Raw genomic sequence first — 21,041 nt, forward strand, 5'->3', positions numbered from 1 at the left:
ATTTATTTCGTAGCGATATCAGGCGCGCAGGGGCTGCAGCACGGGCTTGCCCGGCGCCCGCGACAGGATAATGGCGGTGGCCGCCACCAGGCAAGCCGCGCCCGCCGCATACAGCGCGGGGCTGTACGAGAACATCACGGTACGCGTCAGTCCGGCGCCGTAAGCCGCCACTGCGCTGCCGATCTGGTGGCCGGCAAACACCCAGCCAAACACCATGCCGGCGCGCTCTTTGGAGAAATGCGCTGTTACCAGTTTCACCGTGGGCGGCACCGTGGCCACCCAGTCCAGGCCGTAGAACATGGCGAACAGCGACAGGCCGTACAGCGTGAACTCCGAGTGCGGCAGCCAGAACAGCGACAGCCCACGCAGGCCGTAGTACCAGAACAGCAGCTTGCGGTTGTCATAGCGGTCCGACAGCCAGCCCGACAGAATGGTGCCGACGAAGTCAAACGCACCAATCATCGCCAGCACGGATGCCGCTGGCAGCGCCGCCAGCCCGTAGTCGCCACAGAGCGAGATGAAGTGCGTCTGGATCAACCCGCTGGTGCTCAGTCCGCAGACGAAGAAGGTGCCGAACAGCACCCAGAAGATGCCGCTGCGTGACACGCTGCCCAGCAGTTTTAGTGGCTCGGCCAGGCCCATGCGTGTGGCGGCGGGTGGCGTGTCCGGCACCAGCGGGTTGGCGCCATAGGCACGCAGCCCCAGGTCTTGCGGCCGGTTGCGCAGAAAGCAGAACGCCAGCCCGGCCACCAGCAGGCAGCTGGTAACGGCCGGCAGCACCGCCATGCGCCAGCCGTAGCGGTCTATCAACCAGGTGGCCAGCGGCAGAAACACCAGCTGGCCGGTAGCCGAGCTGGCCGTCAGCAGGCCCAGCGCCAGGCCACGACGCTGCTCGAACCAGCGGGTGGCCACCACCGCGCCCAGCACCAGGGCCGTCAGCCCCGAGCCCACGCCCAACACCACGCCCCACAGCAGCACCAGCTGCCACAGCGCCGTCATGCGCGTGGCCAGCAGCAGGCCGGTGGCCACCAGCAGCATGGCCGTGCAGACGATGGTGCGCAGGCCGTAGCGCTCCATCAGGATGGCGGCGAACGGCCCCATCAGCCCGAACAGCACGAAGCGCAGCGCCATGGCGGACGAGATCTGATCGGCCGTCCAGCCGAATTCCTTGCCCAGCGGCTGCAGAAAGGCGCCGGGCAGGCCCAGCGAGGCCGCCGAACTCAACATGGTCAGGAAGGTAATGGCCAGGATAGCCCAAGCGAAATGGATGCCCCTGCGTTGCAGCCAGGGTGAGAGGGCGTGTGCAAACATGGCGTGGGTTCAGGTGGGTGTGGATGGAGAGGATGGGGTGGCGGGCAGCAGCTGGGCGCGCGCGGCGGCCAGCAGTTCGTCGGAAAGAGCGTCCCCCTGGGTGGCGCGGGACAGCAGCAAGGCGCCTACCAGGGTGGACAGCTGGGCCAGGGCCTGGCTGCGGTCGGTGGTGGCGTCGCCCGTGCCCTGCAGCGGCAGCAGCACCGACAGCAAGTCGTTCAGCCCGGCCAGGTAGGCGGCGCGCACCGGTTTGTCGGCCGACTCGCGGGCCACGTCGGCGGCCAGGGCGGGCAAGGGGCAGCCGGTGCCGGCGTTGTCGCGGCTCTCAGTCCGCAGATAGGCTTGGAACAGGTGCTGCAGGGCAGCGTCGGGGCTGGACTGGCTGGCGACGCGTTCGGTCCAACGTTCATGGGCCTGGGTGAATGCGTGCGTGCAGGCCACGGCGGCCAGTGCGTCCTTGGAGGCGAAGTGGCCGTAGAAGCCGCCATGGGTCAGGCCCACCGCCGCCATCAGGTCGGCCACGCTGACGTTCTTGATGCCCTGCTCGCGGAACAGGCGGGCCGAGGTGGCTTCTATGGCCGCACGGTTGCTGTCGGTCTGGGCGCGGGATACGCGGGGCATGGGGTTCTTGGGTCAGGTTTTTTGAAAATAGATTGTAGTTATCATGTTTAATAGATGTCAATTGTCATTAATTTAGAGGGTTTCAGTTAAATTGGTATCTAGCGCAGTATTTATATGTACTGACAGCTATTAATTTAATAGCATATGGACGAAAAAAAGGACCGCGCAGCGGTCCTTAAAGGGGTGGGGTTATGGGTTTAGCGCCAGTGGCGGTAGCCGCTGGAATAGCCGAAATTCAGCTCGACACCGATGGGGGCTGGCCGATAGTAAGGCTGGGTCACGACCACCGGGGCGGTGACATAGGTCGGAGTGGCCTGGTAGTAGTCGCCGGAGATGGTTTGCACCGGCGCCTGCACGGGAGCGCTATTGCCCACCGGTGATACCTGTACAGCAATACTGGCGCCAGGGTCTGTGGCCGTGGTGGTGGTGTACTGCCTGCCCGCGTATTCGTAAACCACGTTGTAGCCTACGGTGCGGTTTTCATAAAAAGTCTGGGTGTTGCAGCTCTGCACATTCTGGATTTGCGTAGGGCCGGGGCTTTCGATGCGGTCACCCAGGATGGCGCCGCCAAAAATGCCCAGCATGGTCGCCGCCGCACGGCCGCTGCCGCCGCCGATGGCATTGCCCACCGCGCCGCCGGCAATGCCGCCCATCAATGCGCCCGCACCCGAGCGCTGTGGCTCTACCGCCACCTGCTGGTTGCTGCACACCTGGCGCGGCACGCTGAACTGCTGCACGATGGGCGTGGATGAGAGAACTCGCCCGGTTTCCTGGGCGAAGGAAAGGCCGCTGACCAAGGTCAGGGCGCCGAGTAGTAGAGCTTTTTTCATCATGTACCTATGACGCGCGACCCCCCTGCGGGGTTTCAGGCTTTACGCAAGAGTTTCAAATTTTTGCAAACGGGTTTTGTATAAAAAGTGGCTCTGGCGCAGGTTGTACCTGCGCTGGTAGCTATGCTTTTGATAGTTCCTTGAAAACCGCCTGCGCGGCTGCCACGGTGGTCTGGATGTCGTCCGCCGTATGTGCGCTGCTGACGAAACCGGCCTCGTACAGCGCCGGGGCGATATACACGCCGCGGTCCAGCAGGCCGTGGAACAGCTGGTTGAAGCGAGGGCTGCTGGTTTTCATGACCTGCGGGTAGTTCTGCGGCAGCTGGTCGAGCAGGAAGAAGCCGAACATGCCGCCTTCAGAGTCGCCGCAAAACGCCACGCCCTCGGCATCGGCCGCCGCCTGCAGGCCGCTGACCAGGCTGCGGGTGGAGGCCCCCAGGGCCTCGTAAAACCCGGGTTTGCGGATCTCGCGCAGCGTCGCCAGCCCGCAGGCCGTGGCCACCGGGTTGCCTGACAGCGTGCCGGCCTGGTAGACCGCGCCCAGCGGCGCCAGGTGTTCCATCACCGCACGTGAGCCACCAAAAGCCGCCAGCGGCATGCCGCCGCCAATTACCTTGCCCAGCACTGTCATGTCGGGGGCAAAGCCGGGGATGTACTTGGCGTAGACGCTTTGCGCACTGCCCAGGGCCACGCGGAAGCCGGTCATCACCTCGTCCAGCACCAGCAGGGCGCCGTACTGGGTGCACAGCTCGCGGCAGCGCCGCATGAAGGGCACGCTGGCGCGCACAAAGTTCATATTGCCGGCGATGGGTTCGATCATCAGGCAGGCGATGTCCTTGCCGTGCAGGGCAAAGGCTTCTTCGATCTGGGCCAGGTTGTTGTATTCCAGCACCAGGGTGTGCTGCACCACTTCGGGCGGCACACCGGCGCTGGTGGCGCTGCCAAAGGTGGCCAGGCCCGAGCCGGCTTTGACCAGTAGCGCGTCGGCATGGCCGTGGTAGCAGCCTTCGAACTTGATGATTTTGTTACAGCCGGTGGCGCCGCGCGCCAGGCGGATGGTGCTCATCGCCGCTTCGGTGCCGGAGCTGACCAGGCGCAGCATTTCCATCGACGGCACCAGGGACAGGATTTCTTCGGCCAGTTCGACCTCGCGCTCGGTGGGCGCGCCGAAGGAGAAACCCTCCAACATGGCCTTTTGAACGGCCTCGACGACCGCTGGATGGCCGTGGCCCAGGATCATCGGGCCCCAGGAGCCGATGTAGTCGGTATAGCGCTGGCCGTTGGCGTCCCAGAAGTAGGCGCCCTGGGCGCGCTGCACAAAGCGCGGCGTGCCGCCCACGGCCTTGAAGGCGCGCACGGGGGAGTTCACGCCGCCGGGGATGACTTTCTGGGCACGGGCAAACAGTTGTTCGTTGTGGTTCATATGCGATTCCTCAAGTGCACACCCCGCAGCGGGTGTGCCGGCATCAATGCCGCGTGTCGTTGTTGGGGGGGATGTCCAGCGCGGCAATGGCGCGCAGGGTGTCGTCGTCGATCTCGGGGCCCTCACCGCCTTCTTCCCCATCTTCTTCCGGCTGGGCCCAGAACATGCGGTCGGGCAGGATGTGGCCCATGCCGGGGCGGAAGCCGCCGTCCAGGCAGCGGTCCAGATAGCTCAGGGCTTCATGGGTGGCTTCGGGGAGCTCGCTGCCGCTGGCCAGCAGGGCTGCCAGCGCGGCCGACAGGGTTTCGCCAGCGCCGGTGAACACGGCTTCAAACAGCTCGAACTTCTCGCTGGCCACCACGGACTGCGGGCTGGTCAGCACGTTTTCCACATGCTGGTCGGGCAGCGGCATGCCGGTTACCAGGGTGTAGGCCACGCCCATGGCGGCGGCGGCCTTAGCGATGTCACGTGGGCTGGGGTTGCGGTCGTTGTCCCAATCGGGCAGCAGCCAGCGGCGCAATGTGCTGTGGTTGCCCACCAGCACGGTGGTCTGGGGTAGCAGTAGTTCGCGGAAGGCGTCCAGGTATTCCTCGATCTTGTCTTCGTCCCACCACGACAGGTTGGGCATGTAGGCGATGACTGGCACCTCGGCATAGTCGGAGGTGATCTCGGCAATCGCGCTGATGTTTTCCGGGCTGCCCACAAAGCCGATCTTGAACACCTGGACCTCGATATCTTCCAGCACCGCACGGGCCTGTTCGGTGACTGCTTCTTCGTCGAAGCAGAAATGGTCAAAAATCTCGCCGGTATCGCGGGTGTAGGCACCGGTGACCACGGGCAAGGCATGGGCGCCCACCGAGGCCATGGCCGTGGTGTCGGCCGGCAAGCCGGCTGCGCCGGTAGGGTCGCTGGCGTTGAAGACCATCACGCAGGCCGGGCCGGCGAGATCGTCTACTGCGTCTTCGGCGTCGTCAGCAGGTTCGGTGGTGGGGGAAGGGGGAGAAGTTGCGTTCATGGAGCCTAATTTGACGTGGGGCGCGAGCAAACTGGCAAGGCCATCATAATGCGTAGATACAATCCGTTTCATTCTATTCGAAGGCCCTTTAAGTTGTGACTGAAGCTACTACCTGGATGTGTTTGATTTGTGGATGGATTTACGATGAGGCCACAGGCTCACCGGAGCATGGTATTGAACCAGGAACTCCCTGGGCAAAAGTACCCATGAACTGGACCTGCCCAGAGTGTGGCGCGCGTAAAGAAGATTTCGAAATGGTTCAACTTTGACCCGCAGCGACTATTCGTTTTGCGAGTTCCTCACAGGAGTGCGATGACGTGAGTACGACAGCCTCAAGCTTCAAGGTGCTGGTGGTGGACGACAGCAATACGATACGTCGCAGCGCGGAGATCTTCCTCAAGCAGGGCGGTCACGAAGTGCTGCTCGCGGAAGATGGCTTTGATGCCCTCTCCAAAATCAACGACCATGTGCCGCAACTGATTTTTTGCGACATTTTGATGCCCAAGCTGGACGGTTACCAGACCTGTGCGATTATCAAGCGCAACCCGAAGTTCGCCGCTATCCCTGTGGTCATGCTGTCTTCCAAGGATGGTGTGTTCGACAAGGCCAGGGGCCGCATGGTGGGTTCGCAGGACTACTTGACCAAACCGTTTACCAAAGACCAACTGCTGCAAGCGGTACAGCAGTTTGGCATTGCAGTGCAAGGAGCTGATTGATGGCTATCCACCATGTGTTGATCGTGGACGATTCCAAAACCGAGTTGATGTACCTGACCGATTTGCTGCAGAAGATGGGCATGTCGGTGCGGACCGCTGAAAACGCTGAAGACGCGTTCCGGCGCCTGGCGGAACAAAAACCGGATCTGATCCTGATGGATGTGGTGATGCCTGGGCAAAACGGCTTCCAGCTGACCCGTACCATCAGCCGCACGCCTGAATATGCCGATGTGCCTATCATCATGTGTACCAGCAAGAACCAGGAAACCGACCGGGTTTGGGGTCTGCGCCAAGGTGCCCGTGACTACATCACCAAGCCGGTCGACGCCAATGAGCTGAAGGCCAAGATACGCGCTCTGGCCTAAGCCCCAGTACCTATGGCGAACCGTGAAGCCCTGAGAGAGCTACAAACCCGGCTAGCGTCCCGGTTGCAGGCGGCACGCAGCGAAGGTACTGCGGTGCGATGGTTGGCGGTAGAGGTTGGTGGCAGCCACTGCCTGTTCCCGCTGGCCCAGTGCGGCGAAATCTTCCCCTGGACCCCTGTCCAGCCTGCGGCTTATACCCAGCCCTGGTTTCTGGGCGTGGCTAATTTGCGTGGTGGCTTGTTCGGCGTAGTCGACTTTGCTCGATTTATGGCAGACGTAGTGCCCTCCGCACGCACCGATACGCCCTTGTCCGAGTGCAGCCTGTTGTCTTTGAATGCCGGCATGGATGTGAACTGTGCCTTGCTGGTCAGCCAGTTGTCCGGCTTGCGCGGGCCGGAGTCATTTACCGCGTCACAAGCACCTCCAGCCGATGCCCCAGCGTATTTCGGCCGTGTCTATACGGACGCGGCGGGACTGGCTTGGCAGGAGGTGAACCTGCTCGCGTTGTCCCAACTTCCTTCTTTTCTGAGCATTGGTGCTTAGGTTTTTCCAGAAAGCTGCGCTATGTCCGTTGTAGATCCTCAAACTCAGCCCCTCACGCAACACTCGGATTTTTCGGAGATGGATACGGTAGCGCAACCGCACGAAGCCGAGCCCGAACCAGTCTCCAAGGCGGCCCCTGATTCCCAGCAGGCTGCATATGGTGAAAGCCGCTTTGTCGGTACGACTTCCCAGGATGCACAAGATACCCGGGTGACTCTGCCTTTGCTGGGGCGGCGCGCGGTGAATGCGCATCAGCGCATCCTGGCGTTGCTGCTGGTGGTGTCCTTGGCGGTGTTTGCGTCAGCGGCCGGTTATGCGGTGTGGCGCTCCAATAACGTGGCGCAACAGTTGGGGGACGTGGGTACGGCGCTCATGCAGTCTCAGCGCTTGGCCAAAGCTGTGTCGCAGGCTTTGGTTGGTAGCGCATCGGCTTTTCCTGACGTCGCAGAAAGCTCTGCCTCGTTGGCAGAGGAAACGCATAGCTTTCAGTTTGGCGGTGACGATGTCGCGGCGATGGATGCTGCATTGCAGACGGATGTCGCGGAAATCAAACCGATCGTAGACCGTGCAACCAAAAATGCGGCCACCGTCATGGCGCAGCAAAAGATTTTGACCCAGGTGGGTAGCGCCTTGCGCACGATCAATCGCCAATCTTCGGATCTGCTGGAGATTGCCGAAACCATCGCGTCTTTCAAATTGCAGCAAGCCGCTTCTCCTGCTGAGATTTCTGCAACGGGCCAGTTGGTGATGCTGACCCAGCGAATCGGCAAGTCGGCCAATGAATTCCAGACCATGGACGGCGTGAGCCCGGAGGCCGTGTTCTTGCTGGGTAAAGATTTGAACTCGTTCAAGGAAATTACCCAGGGCCTGAAGGACGGCAGCCCTGAGCTGCACCTGGCAGCCGCTAAGGATTCGGCCACGCGGGAGCGGTTGGATGCCTTGCTCAAGCTATACGACGAAACCCGGGCTCAGGCTGGCGCGATTCTGGGGAACTTGCAAGGGCTGGTGTCGGCTCGTGAAGCAGAGGTTTCCATCGGTGCAGACAGCGAGCCCTTGCGCCGCAAGCTGGAAGCCCTACAGGGCAAGTTGTCGGACCGTACTGGTCTGCCAGCGGTAGTTATTGGCCTGCTGCTCTTGTCGGTGCTGCTGGCGTTCCTCAGCGCTGCGGGGCTGGTGAAGCTGCAGTTGCAGGAAAGTCGCCAGCGCCAAGCATTTGCCGAGCGTGAGCGTATCGATGCGGAGCTGTCGCAACGTGAAACCAAGCGTTTGAACGACGCCAACCAGGCCGCAATTTTGCGTTTGATGAATGAGTTGCAAACTGTGGCGGAAGGCGATCTGACACAACAGGCCACCGTGACGGAAGACATTACCGGAGCTATCGCCGATTCGGTGAACTACACGGTGGAAGAGCTGCGCGCACTGGTAGGTAGCGTGCAGAACACGGCCACCCAGGTGGCGCACACGACGTCCCAGGTGGACAGCACCTCGACCGAGCTGCTGGCAGCCTCCACCGAGCAGCTGCGCGAGATCCGTGAAACCGGTCTGTCCGTGCTGGAAATGGCGTCGCGCATCAATGAGGTGTCCACCCAGGCACAGGAATCCGCCACAGTGGCGCGTCAGTCCCTGCAAGCGGCCGACTCGGGCCTGCAAGCGGTGCAGAACGCCATCGGCGGTATGAATGCCATCCGTGACCAGATTCAGGAAACCTCCAAGCGCATCAAGCGCCTGGGCGAGTCGTCGCAGGAGATTGGTGAAATCACCGAGCTGATTTCCGACATTACCGAACAGACCAACGTGCTAGCCTTGAACGCCGCCATCCAGGCCGCGTCTGCCGGTGAAGCCGGTCGCGGCTTCTCTGTGGTGGCCGAAGAAGTGCAGCGCCTGGCCGAGCGCTCTGCCGACGCGACACGCCAGATTGCGGCATTGGTGAAAGCGATTCAGACCGACACCCATGACGCTGTGGGCGCCATGGAGCGTTCGACCCAGGGTGTGGTGGCTGGAGCCCAACTGTCGGACAACGCCGGTACGGCCCTGACCGAGATCGACCGCGTGTCGCGTCGACTGGCTGAGCTGATCGAGCAGATTTCCCTGGCCACGTCGCGTGAAGCCGAAAAGGCCAACGTGGTGGCCGACAACATCCAGCATATTTTTGCGGTGACGGAGCAGACCGGTGAGGGGACGCGCACCACGGCCACGCAGGTGCGTGAGCTTTCCCATATGGCTGAAGAGTTGCGCCAGTCGGTTGCGCGATTCAAAATCGTTTGATCGGTTCTGCGTTGTCGCGCATTGCTGCTAGGGACATTTCTATGCAAGCCATTGAATCCACGGCTGTTGACTCGACCGAGCAGGACTTGGGGCCGTTGGCCTGGGTGCTCGATGAACTGCGCAAAACACTGGAAGTCGCTGTCAAGAGTTTGCGGCGTTACGTGCGTGAAACGGAAGCTGCGCAGGGGGCCGCATTTGTGTTGCCCGATAGCAGCCGTTTGACCACGGCACGCCAGCAATTGCACCTGACTGTCGGTGCACTGGAGATGGTGGGCATGACGCCGCCGTCCCTGGTGCTGCAGGCTATGGAGGCCGCAGCGGTGCGATTTATCGAGAACCCCAATCTGTGTAACGAGGACGCTGTCGGCAAGATTGAGCGCGCCAGCTTTGCACTTGTCGATTACCTGGAGGGCGTGCTGGCGGGCAAACCGGTGTCGTCCGTGGGCCTGTTTCCTCAGTACCGCGAGGTGCAGGCCTTGGCGGGCGTGAACCAGGTCCATCCGGCTGATCTGTGGCCAATGGAGGCCCATTGGCGGGATATCCCTGCGGCTGTGCCGGTGGTGCCGATCGCCTATTCGCCCGCGCTGCGTGCGCGGTTGGACCAGCATGTTTTGAAGGTGGTGAAGACTGGTGACCCAGCAGCCGCGCAGGCGCTGGTCGCCATCTGCCTGGGCTGTGCTGCGGCGCAGAGCCGACATCCTGATCGTGCGTTCTGGACGATTGCTGCTGCTTATTTTGAAGCCCTATCCTTGGGATTGTTTCCTTCGGACGTCTATTCCAAGCGCATTGCGTCCCGGGTGTTGACCCAGTATGCCGCCCTGGCGCGCGGTGATACGCAGATTCCACCGCGCCTGGCGCAGGACATGCTGTTTTTTTGCGCGCAGACCGTGCCGGTGCGCAGCTCGGATGCACCCACCCTGACAGCGGTGCGTCAGGCCTATGGGTTGCAGCGGCATGCTCCCATTGATTACGAGGTCCGGCAGTTCGGTCGGTTCGATCCGGCTTTGCTGGCACAAGCGCGCAAGCGCCTTGCCGCTGCCGCCGAGACCTGGTCAGCCCTGGCAGGTGGTGATGTTCATCGTTTCAAGCCTGCGCTAGACCAGTTCACCATGGTGGGTGAATCCCTGTCCAAGCTGCACTCTGGCAGTACGGTGCTGGCGCAAGCCCTGGTTCAGGCCGTGGAAGCCACGGTGCGCTCCAAGGTGCCACCTTCTGCCGCTTTGGGCATGGAGGTGGCGACGGCTGTGCTGTATCTGGAGGCTGCGTTCGAGGAGCTGGACCAGGCCGATGAGCAACTGGCCGAGCGTGCCAGCGTGTTGGCGCAGCGCCTGGCCGATGTAGAGCGAGGCCAGCAACCACAGCCCCTGGCGGGCTGGATGGAGGAGTTGTACCACCGCGTGAGCGATCGCCAAAGTATTGGTAGCGTGGTGGACGAGCTGCGTAGCACCCTGACCGAGGTCGAGCAGTCACTTGATCAGTTCTTCCGCACGCCGCGCGAGAAAGTGCCTTTGGCCAAGGTCGCCAACCAGTTGTCGCAGATGCGCGGCGTCTTGTCGGTGCTCGGTCTGGACCAGGCTTCCCACGCCGTGATGCGTATGCGCGAAGTGGTGGACGGCTATATGTCCGATGATGAACAGGACGCGCAAGAGCGCGCGGCCAGCTTCGACCGCCTGGGAAATAGCCTGGGGGCCTTGGGCTTCATGATCGACATGCTGGGTTACCAGCGCGCCTTGGCCAAGAAATTGTTTGTGTACGACGAAGAGGCCGGTGAGTTCAAGTTGCTGGTCGGGCGCAGCCCGGTACCAGCGCATGAAACCGTGCAAGTGCCCTTCATGGACTCCATGTTGGACCAACCGCTGGATCTGGAGCTGGGCGTTGCCGAGTCATTCGAGAGCACCGAGCTAGCTCCTTTGACGGAGGCCGCCGGAGTTGACCAGGAGCTGGATTTCTTTGCCATAACCGAGCCCATGCCGCTTGAGTCGTCGGAGCCTGCCCCTGTCGAGCCATTGGACGTGTTCAGCATGGACGAGCCAATGCTGGAATTTTTGCCACTCGACGAGGTGGTCACCAGCGCACCCGAGCCTGCAGCGGAGCCGGTGGCAGCGCCAACATCCGCTGTCGCAGAGCCCTTGCCCGCGCAAGAGGATGACGAAGCTGAGTTACAAGACATCTTCCTGGAAGAGGCCCGAGAGGTGGTGCAGGCGGGCCTGGAGTCGTTGGACACGCTGGCCGTCGAACCGGTGGACATGGCGGCCCAAACTTCCTTGCGCCGTGCTTTCCATACCCTGAAGGGCAGCGCGCGCATGGTCGGCTTGGCCGAATTCGGCGAGGCAGCCTGGGCGATGGAACAGCTCATCAACAGCTGGCTGGCCGAACAAACGCCGGCCACTGCGGCACTACAAACCTTGTCGCGCCAGGCTTTGCAGGCATTTGGCCGCTGGGCCGACGACATCGCTGCGGGCGCTGCTGAGCCCTGGACGGCGCAGCCTTTCCGCGCCTCGGCCGATGCCCTGCGTCTGGAGCTACGCAGCTTGCCACTGGCCGTACCGCATTCCGCATCTGCTGTGACTGCGCTAGAAGAGCCGGCTGTGCTGGACGTACCAGAGCCGCAGCCTGAAATCCTGGATGTACCGCAGGACGAGCCCCTTGTTGCAGATCTGCTGGAAGACGAGCCCGTGCCGGCACCGTCTGCCGAACTACCCGATGCCACCGTGGCAGAAGAACTGTCCTTGGCATCTGCAGAACCGCATGCAGAACCCGAGCCGGAGGTAGATGACAACACCAAGGTCATCGGCAGCTTGCGTATAGGCATTCCGCTGTACAACGTGTACCTCAACGAGGCAGACGAATGGTCGCGGCGCTTGTTGACAGAGCTCAGCGAATGGTCGCTGGAGCTGGAGCAGCCCTTGCCCGATACCACGGTCGCGCTGGCGCATTCGCTGGCGGGCAGCTCCGCAACCGTGGGCTTCCAGGCCTTGTCGCAAATGGCGCGGGCCCTGGAGTCTGCGCTGGAGCATGTGCAGCTGGAGCCCCAGGGCACGGCACAGCATGCGCAGATATTCACCGATGCGGCCGAAGACATACGCCGTTTGCTGCACCAATTCGCTGCGGGCTTCCTGAAAGAGCCCAACCCCACCGTGTTGCAGGCCCTACGCGACCTGCTGGAAGCCGAACCTGTTGCAGCACCCGCAACTCCGCTTGCCGAAGCAGCTCCTGAGCTGGATGATGCGGCTGCGTTGGCCTTCTTCTCCGAGTTGGAGCAGGTCGAAGAGCCTGCACCGGCTGAGGCTGTTGAGCTGGTGGTACCCCCAAAGCCAGAAGCTCCGGCGGTGGAACCAGTGCCGGAACTGCTGGAGCTGCCGCCAGAGCCTGTCGAGGCTCCCGTGTTGGATGCTACTGCAGAGTTGCCGGAAGCCGCTCCGCATGAGGTTCCGGACGATACCCAAGTGCCTGTACCGATAGACTTCCATGCGGCTATGGGTGTTCAGGTACAGGACGCCTTGGCCGATTTCGAAGACGAAATCGATGTCGAGGACGCGATTGATGCGGACCTGTTCCCAATCTTTGAAGAAGAAGCCAACGAGCTGCTGCCCCACCTGGGTGGCGCATTGCGCCAGTGGCGTGCAAGGCCGGAGAACACTGGTGCGCGCAGCGAGGTCTTGCGCGCGCTGCACACGCTCAAGGGCAGTGCCCGCCTGGCTGGGGCTTTGCGTTTGGGGGAACTGGCGCATCGGCTGGAAACAGCGATAGAGCGGCTGGACGCCGACTCGCTCCAGTCCGCGCAGATCGACCCCTTGCTGTCTTATTTCGACCGGCTGCAGTTCGATCTGGATGGCCTGCGCACCCAGTACATGCAGGCACCCAGCGCGGCTGTCGTGGCTTTGCCCGTGGCTGCTCCGACGGCGGCGGCTGCAGCTGTCGATGCCACCCAGGCGTCGGCGCCGGTGCTGGCCTTGCACACGCCCTCTTTGCCGCGACAGATGGCGCAGCAGTCGGTGCGCGTGCGTTCGCAGCTGCTGGACCGCCTGGTCAATCAGGCCGGCGAAGTCATCATTACCCGGACCCGGCTGGAGGCGCGGCTGAACCAGTTGCGCGGCTCCCTCGGCGACTTGACCGGCAACCTGGAGCGTCTGCGCACCCATTTGCGCGACATCGAGGTGCAGGCGGAATCGCAGATGCAATCGCGTCTGGCTTTGGTCAAGGATTCGGCCCAGGGCTTTGACCCGCTGGAATTCGACCGCTTCACCCGCGTGCAGGAGTTGACCCGCATGATGGCCGAGTCGGTGAACGACGTAGCCACCGTGCAGCGCAGCTTGCAGCGCACCATTGAAGGCACCGAAGATGATCTGGTTGCCCAGGCCCGCCAGGCCCGCGAGCTGCAGCGCGATCTGTTGCGCACCCGCATGGTGGAGTTTGAAGGCATTGCCGAGCGGCTGTATGCCGTGGTGCGCCAGGCCTCCAAAGAGACTGGTAAGCAGGTCAAACTGGACATTGTGGGCGGCTCCATCGAGATGGACCGGGGTGTGCTGGACCGCATGGCCCCCGCATTCGAGCATTTGTTGCGCAATGCCGTGGCCCATGGCATCGAGGCGGTGGATCTGCGCGAAGCGGCAGGCAAGCCCGCAGTCGGCTCCATCACGGTTGCGCTGACCCACGAGGGCAATGACATCTCGGTCAATTTCTCGGACGATGGTGCAGGGCTGGAGCCGGAACGCATACGCCGCAAGGCCATTGCCCAGGGGCTGCTGACCGCGGACCAGGCAGTCGATGACGCGGCTTTGACCGACTTCATCTTCATGCCGGGCTTTTCCACCGCCTCCCAGGTGACGGAGCTGGCCGGTCGTGGTATTGGTCTGGATGTGGTTCGGGCCGAGGTGCTGGCGCTGGGCGGCCGGATTGAAACCAGTTCGGTGCCCGGAGACGGCACGCAGTTCAAGCTGGTGCTGCCCTTGACCACGGCGGTGACCCAGGTGGTGATGCTGCGTGCCGGAGCGCTGTCCATCGGCGTGCCCGCCAACGTGGTGGAGCAAGTGCGCCGCATGCCACAGGCCGACTTGGCCAAAGCCTATGCCGAGCATGTCGTACCGTTTGCGGGCGAGTCGGTTCCATTTTTCTGGGCCGGCGCCTTGTTGCAGGCGTCTCAGCACAGTGTTGAACCCGCCGGCAAGAACAGTTCAGTGGTGATTTTCCGCAGTGCTGCGCAGCGCCTGGCCTTGCACGTGGATGAAGTGCTGGGTAACCAGGAAGTGGTGGTGAAGAATCTGGGGCCACAGCTCTCGCGTCTGCCCGGTTTGGCTGGTTTGTCGGTGCTGGCATCCGGCGCCGTGGTGCTGATCTACAACCCGGTGGCCTTGTCGTCGGTCTACGGCACGCAGGCGCGCCAGTGGCAAGACGATGGCGGCAAAAAGGATGCGCCCCTGGCCGTGGTGCAGCAGGTGCCTCTGGTGCTGGTGGTGGACGACTCCATCACCGTGCGCCGTGTTACCCAGCGTTTGCTGCAGCGTGAAGGCTACCGCGTCAGCCTGGCGAATGACGGCGTGCAGGCCCTGGAACGTTTGCACGAAGAGCTGCCAGCGATCGTTTTGTCAGACATCGAAATGCCGCGCATGGACGGTTTCGATCTGGCGCGCACCATCCGGGACGATGCGCAGTACAAACACCTGCCCATCGTCATGATCACCTCGCGCACGGCGGAAAAGCACCGCGAGCATGCGCAAGCCCTGGGCGTGAACCACTATCTGGGCAAGCCGTATTCGGAAGAGGAACTGCTGAGTCTGGTGCGCCGGTATACGGCGGTGGAGATCGCTCAGACTTAGCGTTTGGGTGAGGTATGCCTGGGAAGGTATACGTCAAATTGACTGCTAGCGCAGGTACTGCTTGCGCTGGAAGCTATTAAATAAGTAGCATCACCCTGGCAAGGCATTCGGTTTCTTGACCACCGCGTAGCGCAGCAATGTGCGCGTCCGCGCCGCGTCATGCGCCACGATGGGCTGGGGGTAGTTCTGGCCCAGCACCACATCCGCCGCTTGCAATTCCATGGGTTTCGCCGTCCACGGTGCGTGGATGGCGGTGTTCGGTAGTTTGGCCAGTTGCGGCAGATAGCGGCGGATGAATTTGCCCTCGGGGTCGAACTTTTCGCTCTGGCTGGTCGGGTTGAAGATGCGGAAATAGGGCTGGGCATCGCAGCCGCTGGAGCTGGCCCACTGCCAGCCACCGTTGTTGCTGGTCAGGTCGAAATCGTTCAGATGCTCTGCAAAGTAGCGTTCGCCCCAGCGCCAGTCCAGCCCCAGGTCTTTCACTAGGAAGCTGGCCACTACCATGCGCAGGCGGTTGTGCATATAGCCGGTCTGGTTGATCTGGGCCATGGCCGCGTCGACCAGCGGGTAGCCGGTGCGTCCCTGGCACCAGGCTTCGAACAAGGCTTTGGCCGCCTTGCCGTGCTCCCAGCCGATGTTGTCGTATTCGGGTTTGAACGCACCTTGCGCTACATGCGGGAAGTTGCTGAGTATCTGCACATAGAAGTCGCGCCAGACCAGCTCGCTGAGCCACACGCTGGCGCCATTCAGCCCCTGGACTGACAAGGCGTGGGCTACCCTGGCCAGCTGGCGTATCGATACCGTGCCAAAGCGCAGGTGCACGCCCAGGTAGCTGGGGCCTTTGACGCTGGGAAAGTCGCGGGTGTTGCCATAGTGTTCTATGCGATCCAGGAACTCCTCGAACAGATGCTGGCCGCCGCTGGCGCCGGCAGGCAGTTTCAGTTGCCCCAGGTTGGTACGTTCAAAACCCAAGGCCGCCAGGTCAGGCACCGGCTGCGCGCAGTCTGCGGGGCGGGCAGCCAGGCTGGCGGCGTATTTTTCTACCGGGTAGGGCTTGAGGTAGAAGTCGTTCAGCTTCTTGAGCCAGGCATTCTTGTACGGCGTAAACACGCCATAGGGCCGGCCCTGCTGGGTGAGCACCTCTTTGCGCTCGAAGATCACATGGTCTTTGTAGGTGCGCAGTGCCACACCCCTATGTGCCAAAGCGCCTAGTACGGCGGCGTCGCGCGCCAGGGCCTGGGGTTCGTCGTCGTGGTTGGCAAACACCGCCTGGGCCTGCAGGGATTGGGCCAACGTTGGAATGGCGTCTCGTGCTGCCGCATGGCGCACGATCAGGCCGGCCTGAGGTTGCAGCGCGCGCAGAGCGGCATCCAGTTCGACTACGCTGGCCTGGATGAATTCCACCCGGCGGTCGGCACGCGGCAGGCTGTCGAGTATCTCGGTATCGAAGATGAAAACGCAGTGCACCCGCTGGCAGTGTTTCAGCGCGTGGTAGAGCGCAGCGTGGTCAAAGCTGCGCAAATCCCGGCGGAACCAGACGATGCCAGTAGCGAACTCTTTGTAAGCTGTTTGTGCAGGCCCGCGTTTTAGCATTCCACGATGTTAACGGCCAAGCCGCCGCGCGAGGTTTCCTTGTACTTGGTCATCATGTCGGCGCCGGTTTCGCGCATGGTTTTGATGACCTTGTCCAGGCTCACGAAGTGGCTGCCGTCGCCGTGCAGCGCCATGCGGGCGGCGTTGATGGCCTTCACCGACGCGATCGCGTTGCGCTCTATACAGGGGATTTGCACCAGGCCGCCCACCGGGTCGCAAGTCAGGCCCAGGTGGTGTTCCATGCCGATCTCGGCGGCGTTTTCCACCTGCTCGGGTGTGCCGCCCATCACCGCACAGAGCGCGGCGGCGGCCATGGAACAGGCCACGCCCACCTCGCCCTGGCAGCCGACTTCGGCGCCCGAGATGGAGGCGTTTTCCTTGTAGAGCATGCCGATGGCGGCGGCGGTCAGCAGAAAATCGATAACGCCGCTGGGCGTGGCAGTGGCCACGAAGCGCACGTAGTAGTGCAGCACTGCGGGCACGATGCCGGCCGCGCCGTTGGTGGGCGCAGTGACGACCCGGCCACCGGCGGCGTTTTCTTCATTCACTGCCAGCGCATACAGGTTTACCCAGTCCAGCACCTGCAGCGGGTCACGCAAGGATGCTTCGGGATTGGAGCGCAGCTTGGCGGACAGTTCGGCCGCGCGGCGCTTGACCTTGAAGCCGCCGGGCAGCACGCCCTGGGTGCGGCAGCCACGTTCCACACAGGCCTGCATCACGTTCCAGATTTTGTGCAGCCCGGCGTCGATTTCGGCATCGCTGCGCCAGTGCTGCTCATTGCGGCGCATTAGTGCAGCGATGGATAGGCCAGCGCTTTTGCATTGCTGCAGTAGTTCATCGCCGCTGTGGAAGGGGTAGGGCAGCACCGTGGTGTCGGGTGCCAGCACCTTTTGCTTCTGGCCGTCTGCCGCTACCTCGTCACTGACGATAAAGCCACCACCCACCGAGTAGTAGCAGCGGTTTTGCAGCTCGACGCCATCTGCATCAAATGCAATGCAGCGCATGCCGTTGGAGTGGAATGGCAGGGTTTCGCGCCGGTACATGGCCAGATGCTCTTTTTCTTTGAACGCTATCAGGTGCCGCCCGCCCAGGCGCAGTTGGCCGCTATTGCGGATTGCGTCCAGCATGGCGGGAATAGCCTCTACGTCTACGGTCTCGGGGTCATGGCCCTCCAGGCCCAGCAGCACGGCTTTGTCGGTGCCGTGACCCTTGCCGGTGGCACCCAGGGAGCCATAGAGTTTGACTTCGACCCGCGTGCAACGGGCCAGCAGATCCTGGTGTACCAGCCGCTCGGTGAACAGGCGGGCAGCTCGCATGGGCCCTACGGTATGCGAACTGCTAGGGCCGATGCCAATTTTGAAGATATCGAAAACGCTGACTGCCATGGTGGAGTTGTCTCTTGTTTTAGCGCTGCGCGCTTTGGTATTGGGGATGCACAAAGAACGGTGCATCCGAGCGTGGCAGGGCGGTTTTGCCGCGGATTGTATCGGCCATTTTTTCGGCCAGCATGATGGTGGGCGCGTTCAGGTTGCCGCTGATTACGTCCGGCATGATGGATGCGTCGACCACCCGCAAACTACTCACGCCATGCACCCGGCCGCTGCCGTCGGTGACTGCCATGTCGTCTGTGCCCATGCGGCAAGTGCAGGATGGGTGGAGCGCGCTTTCCGCGTGTTCGCGGATGTGTGCGTCGATCTCGGCATCGGTCTGCACCGCGTTGGTGGGCGAGATGGCTTCGCCACGGAAACGGTCGAACGCCTTCTGCTCAAAGATCTCGCGCGTAAGGCGGATACCGGCGCGCATTTCCTTGCGGTCCTGCTCGGTGGACATGTAGTTGAACAGGATGCGCGGCGCTTCCTTGGGGTTGGCACTTTTCAGCGTGACCGAACCGCGGCTGGTGGGCCGCATCGGGCCTACATGTGCTTGGAAGCCGTGGAAGCTGGCCGGTGCGCTGCCGTCGTAGCTGATCGCCATGGGCAGAAAGTGGTACTGCAGATCTGGGTGTTTCACGCCCGCTTCGCTGCGGATGAAGCCGCCGGATTCGAAATGGTTGGTCGCCCCCAGGCCGGTGCCCAACAGCATCCATTCGGCGCCGATCTTGGCCTTGGCCACCGGGTTCATGGCGTTGTACAGGGTGATGGGTTCCTTGCAGGCGTATTGCACATAGGTTTCCAAATGGTCCTGCAGGTTCTCGCCCACACCACGCAGCGCGGCAATCACCGGAATGCCCAGCTTGCGTAGTGCGTCGGGGTTGCCCACGCCGGAAAGCTGTAGCAGCTGCGGTGAGTTGATGGCACCGCCGCACAAAATCACCTCGCGCTGGGCGCGCAGCAAGTCGGTCTTGTGGCCGTTGACAACCTCCACGCCAATGGCGCGCGGTGGGCTGCTCTCGGGCTCGAAGGCCACGCGGGCCACCAGGGCGCGGGTGCGCACCTGCAAATTCGGCCGCTTCAGCGCTGGGCGCAGATAGGCCATGGCGGTACTCCAGCGCCGGCCCTTGTGTACCGTCATGTCCATCGGCCCCAGGCCTTCCTGGCGGTAACCGTTCATGTCCTCGGTGCGGGTGTAGCCGGCTTGCTGCCCGGCTTCGATGAAGGCGTTGTACAGCGGGTTCACGCAGGCGCCGGTGGAGACGTGCAGCGGGCCGCTGTCGCCGCGGTAGGCGTCGCCGCCCTTGGCACGGGTTTCGGCTTTGCGGAAGTAGGGCAGGCAGTCGGCGTAGGACCAGTTTTCCAGGCCAGGGTAGCTGGCCCAGCCGTCGTAGTCCAGCGCGTGGCCGCGGATGTAGACCATGCCGTTGATGCTGGACGAGCCGCCCAGTACCCGGCCACGCGGGCAGTACATGGCCCGGTTGTTCATGTAGGGGTCGGGTTCGGAGTGGTAGTACCAGTTGTACTTGTCGTTGGCCAGCGGGTAGGCAAAGGCCGAGGGCATGTGGATGAAGATGCTGCGGTCGCCCGGGCCGGCTTCCAGCAGCAGCACAGACACGTCAGGATCTTCGGTCAGGCGGTTGGCCAGCACGCAGCCGGCCGAGCCGGCACCCACGATGATGTAGTCAAAGTTTTCCGTGCGCATGGTTCAACGGTATCCGCAGGCGACTTGGCCCAGTTCTACGTACACGGTTTTCAGCTGGGTGTAGTGCTCCAGCGCGACCATGCTGTTTTCATGGCCTATGCCGGATTCGCCCGCGCCGCCAAAGGGGATCTCGATGGGCGTGATGTTGTAGTTGTTGATCCAGCAGATGCCGGCTTTGAGGCTGGCCGCCACGCGGTGGCCGCGTGCGCCGTCGCGGGTGAACACGCCGGCAGCCAGGCCGAAGCGGGTGGCGTTGGCGCGGCGTACCACCTCGGCCTCGTCGTCAAACACCAGCACGGACATCACCGGGCCAAAGATTTCTTCCTGCACGATGGCCATGCTGTCTGTGCAGTCTGCAAAGATGGTGGGGGCCACGAAATTGCCCTGCTCGCAGCCAGGCACTGCCGCCGCTGTACCGCCGCAGACTAGGGTGGCGCCACCGGCCACACCCTGGGCGATGTAGCCCAGCACCTTGTCACGGTGGGCGGCGGAGATCAGTGCGCCGACCTCGGTATCGGGGTCGGTGGGGTTGCCCACGCGCAGCAGCAGCGTGCGTTCCTTCAGCCGGGTCAGGAACTTGTCTTGGATGCCGCGCTGTACGAAGACGCGGGTGCCGTTGGTGCAGATCTCGCCCTGAGTGTAGAAGTTGGCCATCATGGCGGCGGTCACGGCCTGTTCAAAGTCGGCGTCGTCAAACACAATCAACGGCGACTTGCCGCCCAGCTCCATGGTGACGCGCTTGAGCGTGCCGGCGGCGCTGGCCATGACACGCTTGCCGGTGGGAACCGAGCCGGTCACGGAGACCTTGGCCACGTCTGGGTGGGCCGCCAGCAGTGCGCCGGTGGCACCGCGGCCTTGCAGCACATTGAACACGCCGGGGGGCACGCCGGCCTCCAGATAGATTTCGGCCAGCTTCACGGCCGTCATGGGCGTGAGCTCGGACGGTTTAAAAATCATGGCGTTCCCCGCAGCCAGGGCGGGCGCAGACTTCCAGCAGGCTATCTGAATCGGGTAGTTCCAGGCGCCTATGCCCACGCATACGCCCAGCGGTTCGCGGCGGGTGTAGGCGAAGGCGTTTTTCAGCGGATATTGCGCGCCGGCCAGGGTGGCGGCGGCGCCGGCAAAGTATTCGATGCAGTCAGCACCGCTGGCCACATCGACCACGCAGGCTTCCTGCCAGGGCTTGCCGGTGTCTTGTACCTCCAGCGCGGCCAGTTCGTCATTGCGTTCGCGCAGCAACTGGGCCGCGCGGTGCAGGATGCGGCCGCGCTCAGTGCCGGTCATGGCAGACCAGATGGCGAAGCCGCGTTGGGCGGCTTCAACTGCGGCGTTGACGTCAGCCTCGCTGCAGTCGTGTACGCCCGCAATGACGGCGCCGGTTGCGGGGTTGATCGTGGTGAAGTGGTCACCGCTGCCTTGTATGGCTACACCGTCGATAAAGCTGGAGATCAGGGATTCGGTCATGGTT

15 protein-coding genes are annotated in these 21,041 nt (G+C 62.7%); 6 read left to right on the forward strand and 9 right to left on the reverse strand.

Annotated elements, in window-relative coordinates:
• Positions 1 to 18: 18 nt before the first annotated feature.
• The 5 genes from AC07R0_RS03980 to thiD all read right to left on the reverse strand — a co-directional run bounded on the left by AC07R0_RS03980 (position 19) and on the right by thiD (position 5,200).
• On the reverse strand, positions 19 to 1,311 hold the full coding sequence (locus tag AC07R0_RS03980; protein WP_495103874.1) for an MFS transporter: 1,293 nt from the start codon (positions 1,309 to 1,311) through the stop codon (positions 19 to 21).
• Between the two features lie 9 nt (positions 1,312 to 1,320).
• Positions 1,321 to 1,932 (reverse strand): TetR/AcrR family transcriptional regulator, encoded by a 612-nt coding sequence (locus AC07R0_RS03985; protein WP_495103875.1) that lies wholly within the window; start codon positions 1,930 to 1,932, stop codon positions 1,321 to 1,323.
• A gap of 197 nt (positions 1,933 to 2,129) precedes the next feature.
• Entirely contained in the window at positions 2,130 to 2,762 is a 633-nt protein-coding gene (locus AC07R0_RS03990; protein WP_495073802.1) for a glycine zipper 2TM domain-containing protein, read from the reverse strand.
• 121 nt (positions 2,763 to 2,883) lie between these two features.
• Complete coding sequence (gene hemL / locus AC07R0_RS03995) at positions 2,884 to 4,185, reverse strand: glutamate-1-semialdehyde 2,1-aminomutase (protein ID WP_495103876.1); 1,302 nt, start codon at positions 4,183 to 4,185, stop codon at positions 2,884 to 2,886.
• Between the two features lie 43 nt (positions 4,186 to 4,228).
• On the reverse strand, positions 4,229 to 5,200 hold the full coding sequence (gene thiD / locus AC07R0_RS04000) for a bifunctional hydroxymethylpyrimidine kinase/phosphomethylpyrimidine kinase (protein WP_495073800.1): 972 nt from the start codon (positions 5,198 to 5,200) through the stop codon (positions 4,229 to 4,231).
• Positions 5,201 to 5,316: 116 nt separating this feature from the next.
• Between thiD and AC07R0_RS04005 the strand changes: the two genes are divergently transcribed.
• From AC07R0_RS04005 to AC07R0_RS04030, 6 genes are all read left to right on the forward strand, one after another.
• A complete protein-coding gene (locus AC07R0_RS04005) occupies positions 5,317 to 5,469 on the forward strand; it encodes a rubredoxin (protein WP_495074214.1) in 153 nt (50 codons plus the stop codon).
• 48 nt (positions 5,470 to 5,517) lie between these two features.
• A complete protein-coding gene (locus AC07R0_RS04010) occupies positions 5,518 to 5,916 on the forward strand; it encodes a response regulator (RefSeq protein ID WP_495073799.1) in 399 nt (132 codons plus the stop codon).
• On the forward strand, positions 5,916 to 6,281 hold the full coding sequence (locus AC07R0_RS04015) for a response regulator (RefSeq protein ID WP_495073798.1): 366 nt from the start codon (positions 5,916 to 5,918) through the stop codon (positions 6,279 to 6,281). The genes AC07R0_RS04010 and AC07R0_RS04015 overlap by 1 nt, the downstream gene beginning before the upstream one ends.
• Positions 6,282 to 6,293: 12 nt before the next feature.
• A complete protein-coding gene (locus AC07R0_RS04020) occupies positions 6,294 to 6,824 on the forward strand; it encodes a chemotaxis protein CheW (RefSeq protein WP_495073797.1) in 531 nt (176 codons plus the stop codon).
• A gap of 78 nt (positions 6,825 to 6,902) precedes the next feature.
• Positions 6,903 to 9,089 (forward strand): methyl-accepting chemotaxis protein, encoded by a 2,187-nt coding sequence (locus AC07R0_RS04025; protein WP_495103877.1) that lies wholly within the window; start codon positions 6,903 to 6,905, stop codon positions 9,087 to 9,089.
• Positions 9,090 to 9,130: 41 nt separating this feature from the next.
• The gene (locus AC07R0_RS04030) at positions 9,131 to 14,905 is read left to right on the forward strand and encodes a hybrid sensor histidine kinase/response regulator (RefSeq protein WP_495103878.1); all 5,775 of its coding nucleotides are present in this window, start codon (positions 9,131 to 9,133) and stop codon (positions 14,903 to 14,905) included.
• A gap of 90 nt (positions 14,906 to 14,995) precedes the next feature.
• On the opposite strand, the gene AC07R0_RS04035 is transcribed toward AC07R0_RS04030, so the two are convergent.
• From AC07R0_RS04035 to betB, 4 genes are read right to left on the reverse strand one after another with little or no spacing between them, the layout of a single operon-like run.
• Positions 14,996 to 16,498 (reverse strand): cryptochrome/photolyase family protein, encoded by a 1,503-nt coding sequence (locus AC07R0_RS04035; RefSeq protein ID WP_495103879.1) that lies wholly within the window; start codon positions 16,496 to 16,498, stop codon positions 14,996 to 14,998.
• Positions 16,492 to 17,883: an L-serine ammonia-lyase gene (locus AC07R0_RS04040; protein WP_495073794.1), complete on the reverse strand. Its 1,392-nt coding sequence runs from the start codon at positions 17,881 to 17,883 to the stop codon at positions 16,492 to 16,494. The genes AC07R0_RS04035 and AC07R0_RS04040 overlap by 7 nt, the downstream gene beginning before the upstream one ends.
• A gap of 19 nt (positions 17,884 to 17,902) precedes the next feature.
• Entirely contained in the window at positions 17,903 to 19,573 is a 1,671-nt protein-coding gene (gene betA / locus AC07R0_RS04045) for a choline dehydrogenase (RefSeq protein ID WP_495103880.1), read from the reverse strand.
• A 3-nt stretch (positions 19,574 to 19,576) separates the two neighbouring features.
• Complete coding sequence (gene betB, locus AC07R0_RS04050; protein WP_495103881.1) at positions 19,577 to 21,037, reverse strand: betaine-aldehyde dehydrogenase; 1,461 nt, start codon at positions 21,035 to 21,037, stop codon at positions 19,577 to 19,579.
• Between the last annotated feature and the right edge of the window lie 4 nt (positions 21,038 to 21,041).

This window comes from Rhodoferax sp. GW821-FHT07F03 (assembly GCF_059418745.1).

What these genes read in the sequence shown, in the direction of transcription:
- AC07R0_RS03980 (WP_495103874.1), bottom strand. Translation starts at nt 1,311, where the DNA reads ATGTTTGCACACGCCCTCTCACCCTGGCTGCAACGCAGGGGCATCCAT.
- AC07R0_RS03985 (WP_495103875.1), bottom strand. Translation starts at nt 1,932, where the DNA reads ATGCCCCGCGTATCCCGCGCCCAGACCGACAGCAACCGTGCGGCCATA.
- AC07R0_RS03990 (WP_495073802.1), bottom strand. Translation starts at nt 2,762, where the DNA reads ATGAAAAAAGCTCTACTACTCGGCGCCCTGACCTTGGTCAGCGGCCTT.
- hemL (WP_495103876.1), bottom strand. Translation starts at nt 4,185, where the DNA reads ATGAACCACAACGAACAACTGTTTGCCCGTGCCCAGAAAGTCATCCCC.
- thiD (WP_495073800.1), bottom strand. Translation starts at nt 5,200, where the DNA reads ATGAACGCAACTTCTCCCCCTTCCCCCACCACCGAACCTGCTGACGAC.
- AC07R0_RS04005 (WP_495074214.1), top strand. Translation starts at nt 5,317, where the DNA reads ATGTGTTTGATTTGTGGATGGATTTACGATGAGGCCACAGGCTCACCG.
- AC07R0_RS04015 (WP_495073798.1), top strand. Translation starts at nt 5,916, where the DNA reads ATGGCTATCCACCATGTGTTGATCGTGGACGATTCCAAAACCGAGTTG.
- AC07R0_RS04020 (WP_495073797.1), top strand. Translation starts at nt 6,294, where the DNA reads ATGGCGAACCGTGAAGCCCTGAGAGAGCTACAAACCCGGCTAGCGTCC.
- AC07R0_RS04025 (WP_495103877.1), top strand. Translation starts at nt 6,903, where the DNA reads ATGGATACGGTAGCGCAACCGCACGAAGCCGAGCCCGAACCAGTCTCC.
- AC07R0_RS04030 (WP_495103878.1), top strand. Translation starts at nt 9,131, where the DNA reads ATGCAAGCCATTGAATCCACGGCTGTTGACTCGACCGAGCAGGACTTG.
- AC07R0_RS04035 (WP_495103879.1), bottom strand. Translation starts at nt 16,498, where the DNA reads ATGCTAAAACGCGGGCCTGCACAAACAGCTTACAAAGAGTTCGCTACT.
- AC07R0_RS04040 (WP_495073794.1), bottom strand. Translation starts at nt 17,883, where the DNA reads ATGGCAGTCAGCGTTTTCGATATCTTCAAAATTGGCATCGGCCCTAGC.
- betA (WP_495103880.1), bottom strand. Translation starts at nt 19,573, where the DNA reads ATGCGCACGGAAAACTTTGACTACATCATCGTGGGTGCCGGCTCGGCC.
- betB (WP_495103881.1), bottom strand. Translation starts at nt 21,037, where the DNA reads ATGACCGAATCCCTGATCTCCAGCTTTATCGACGGTGTAGCCATACAA.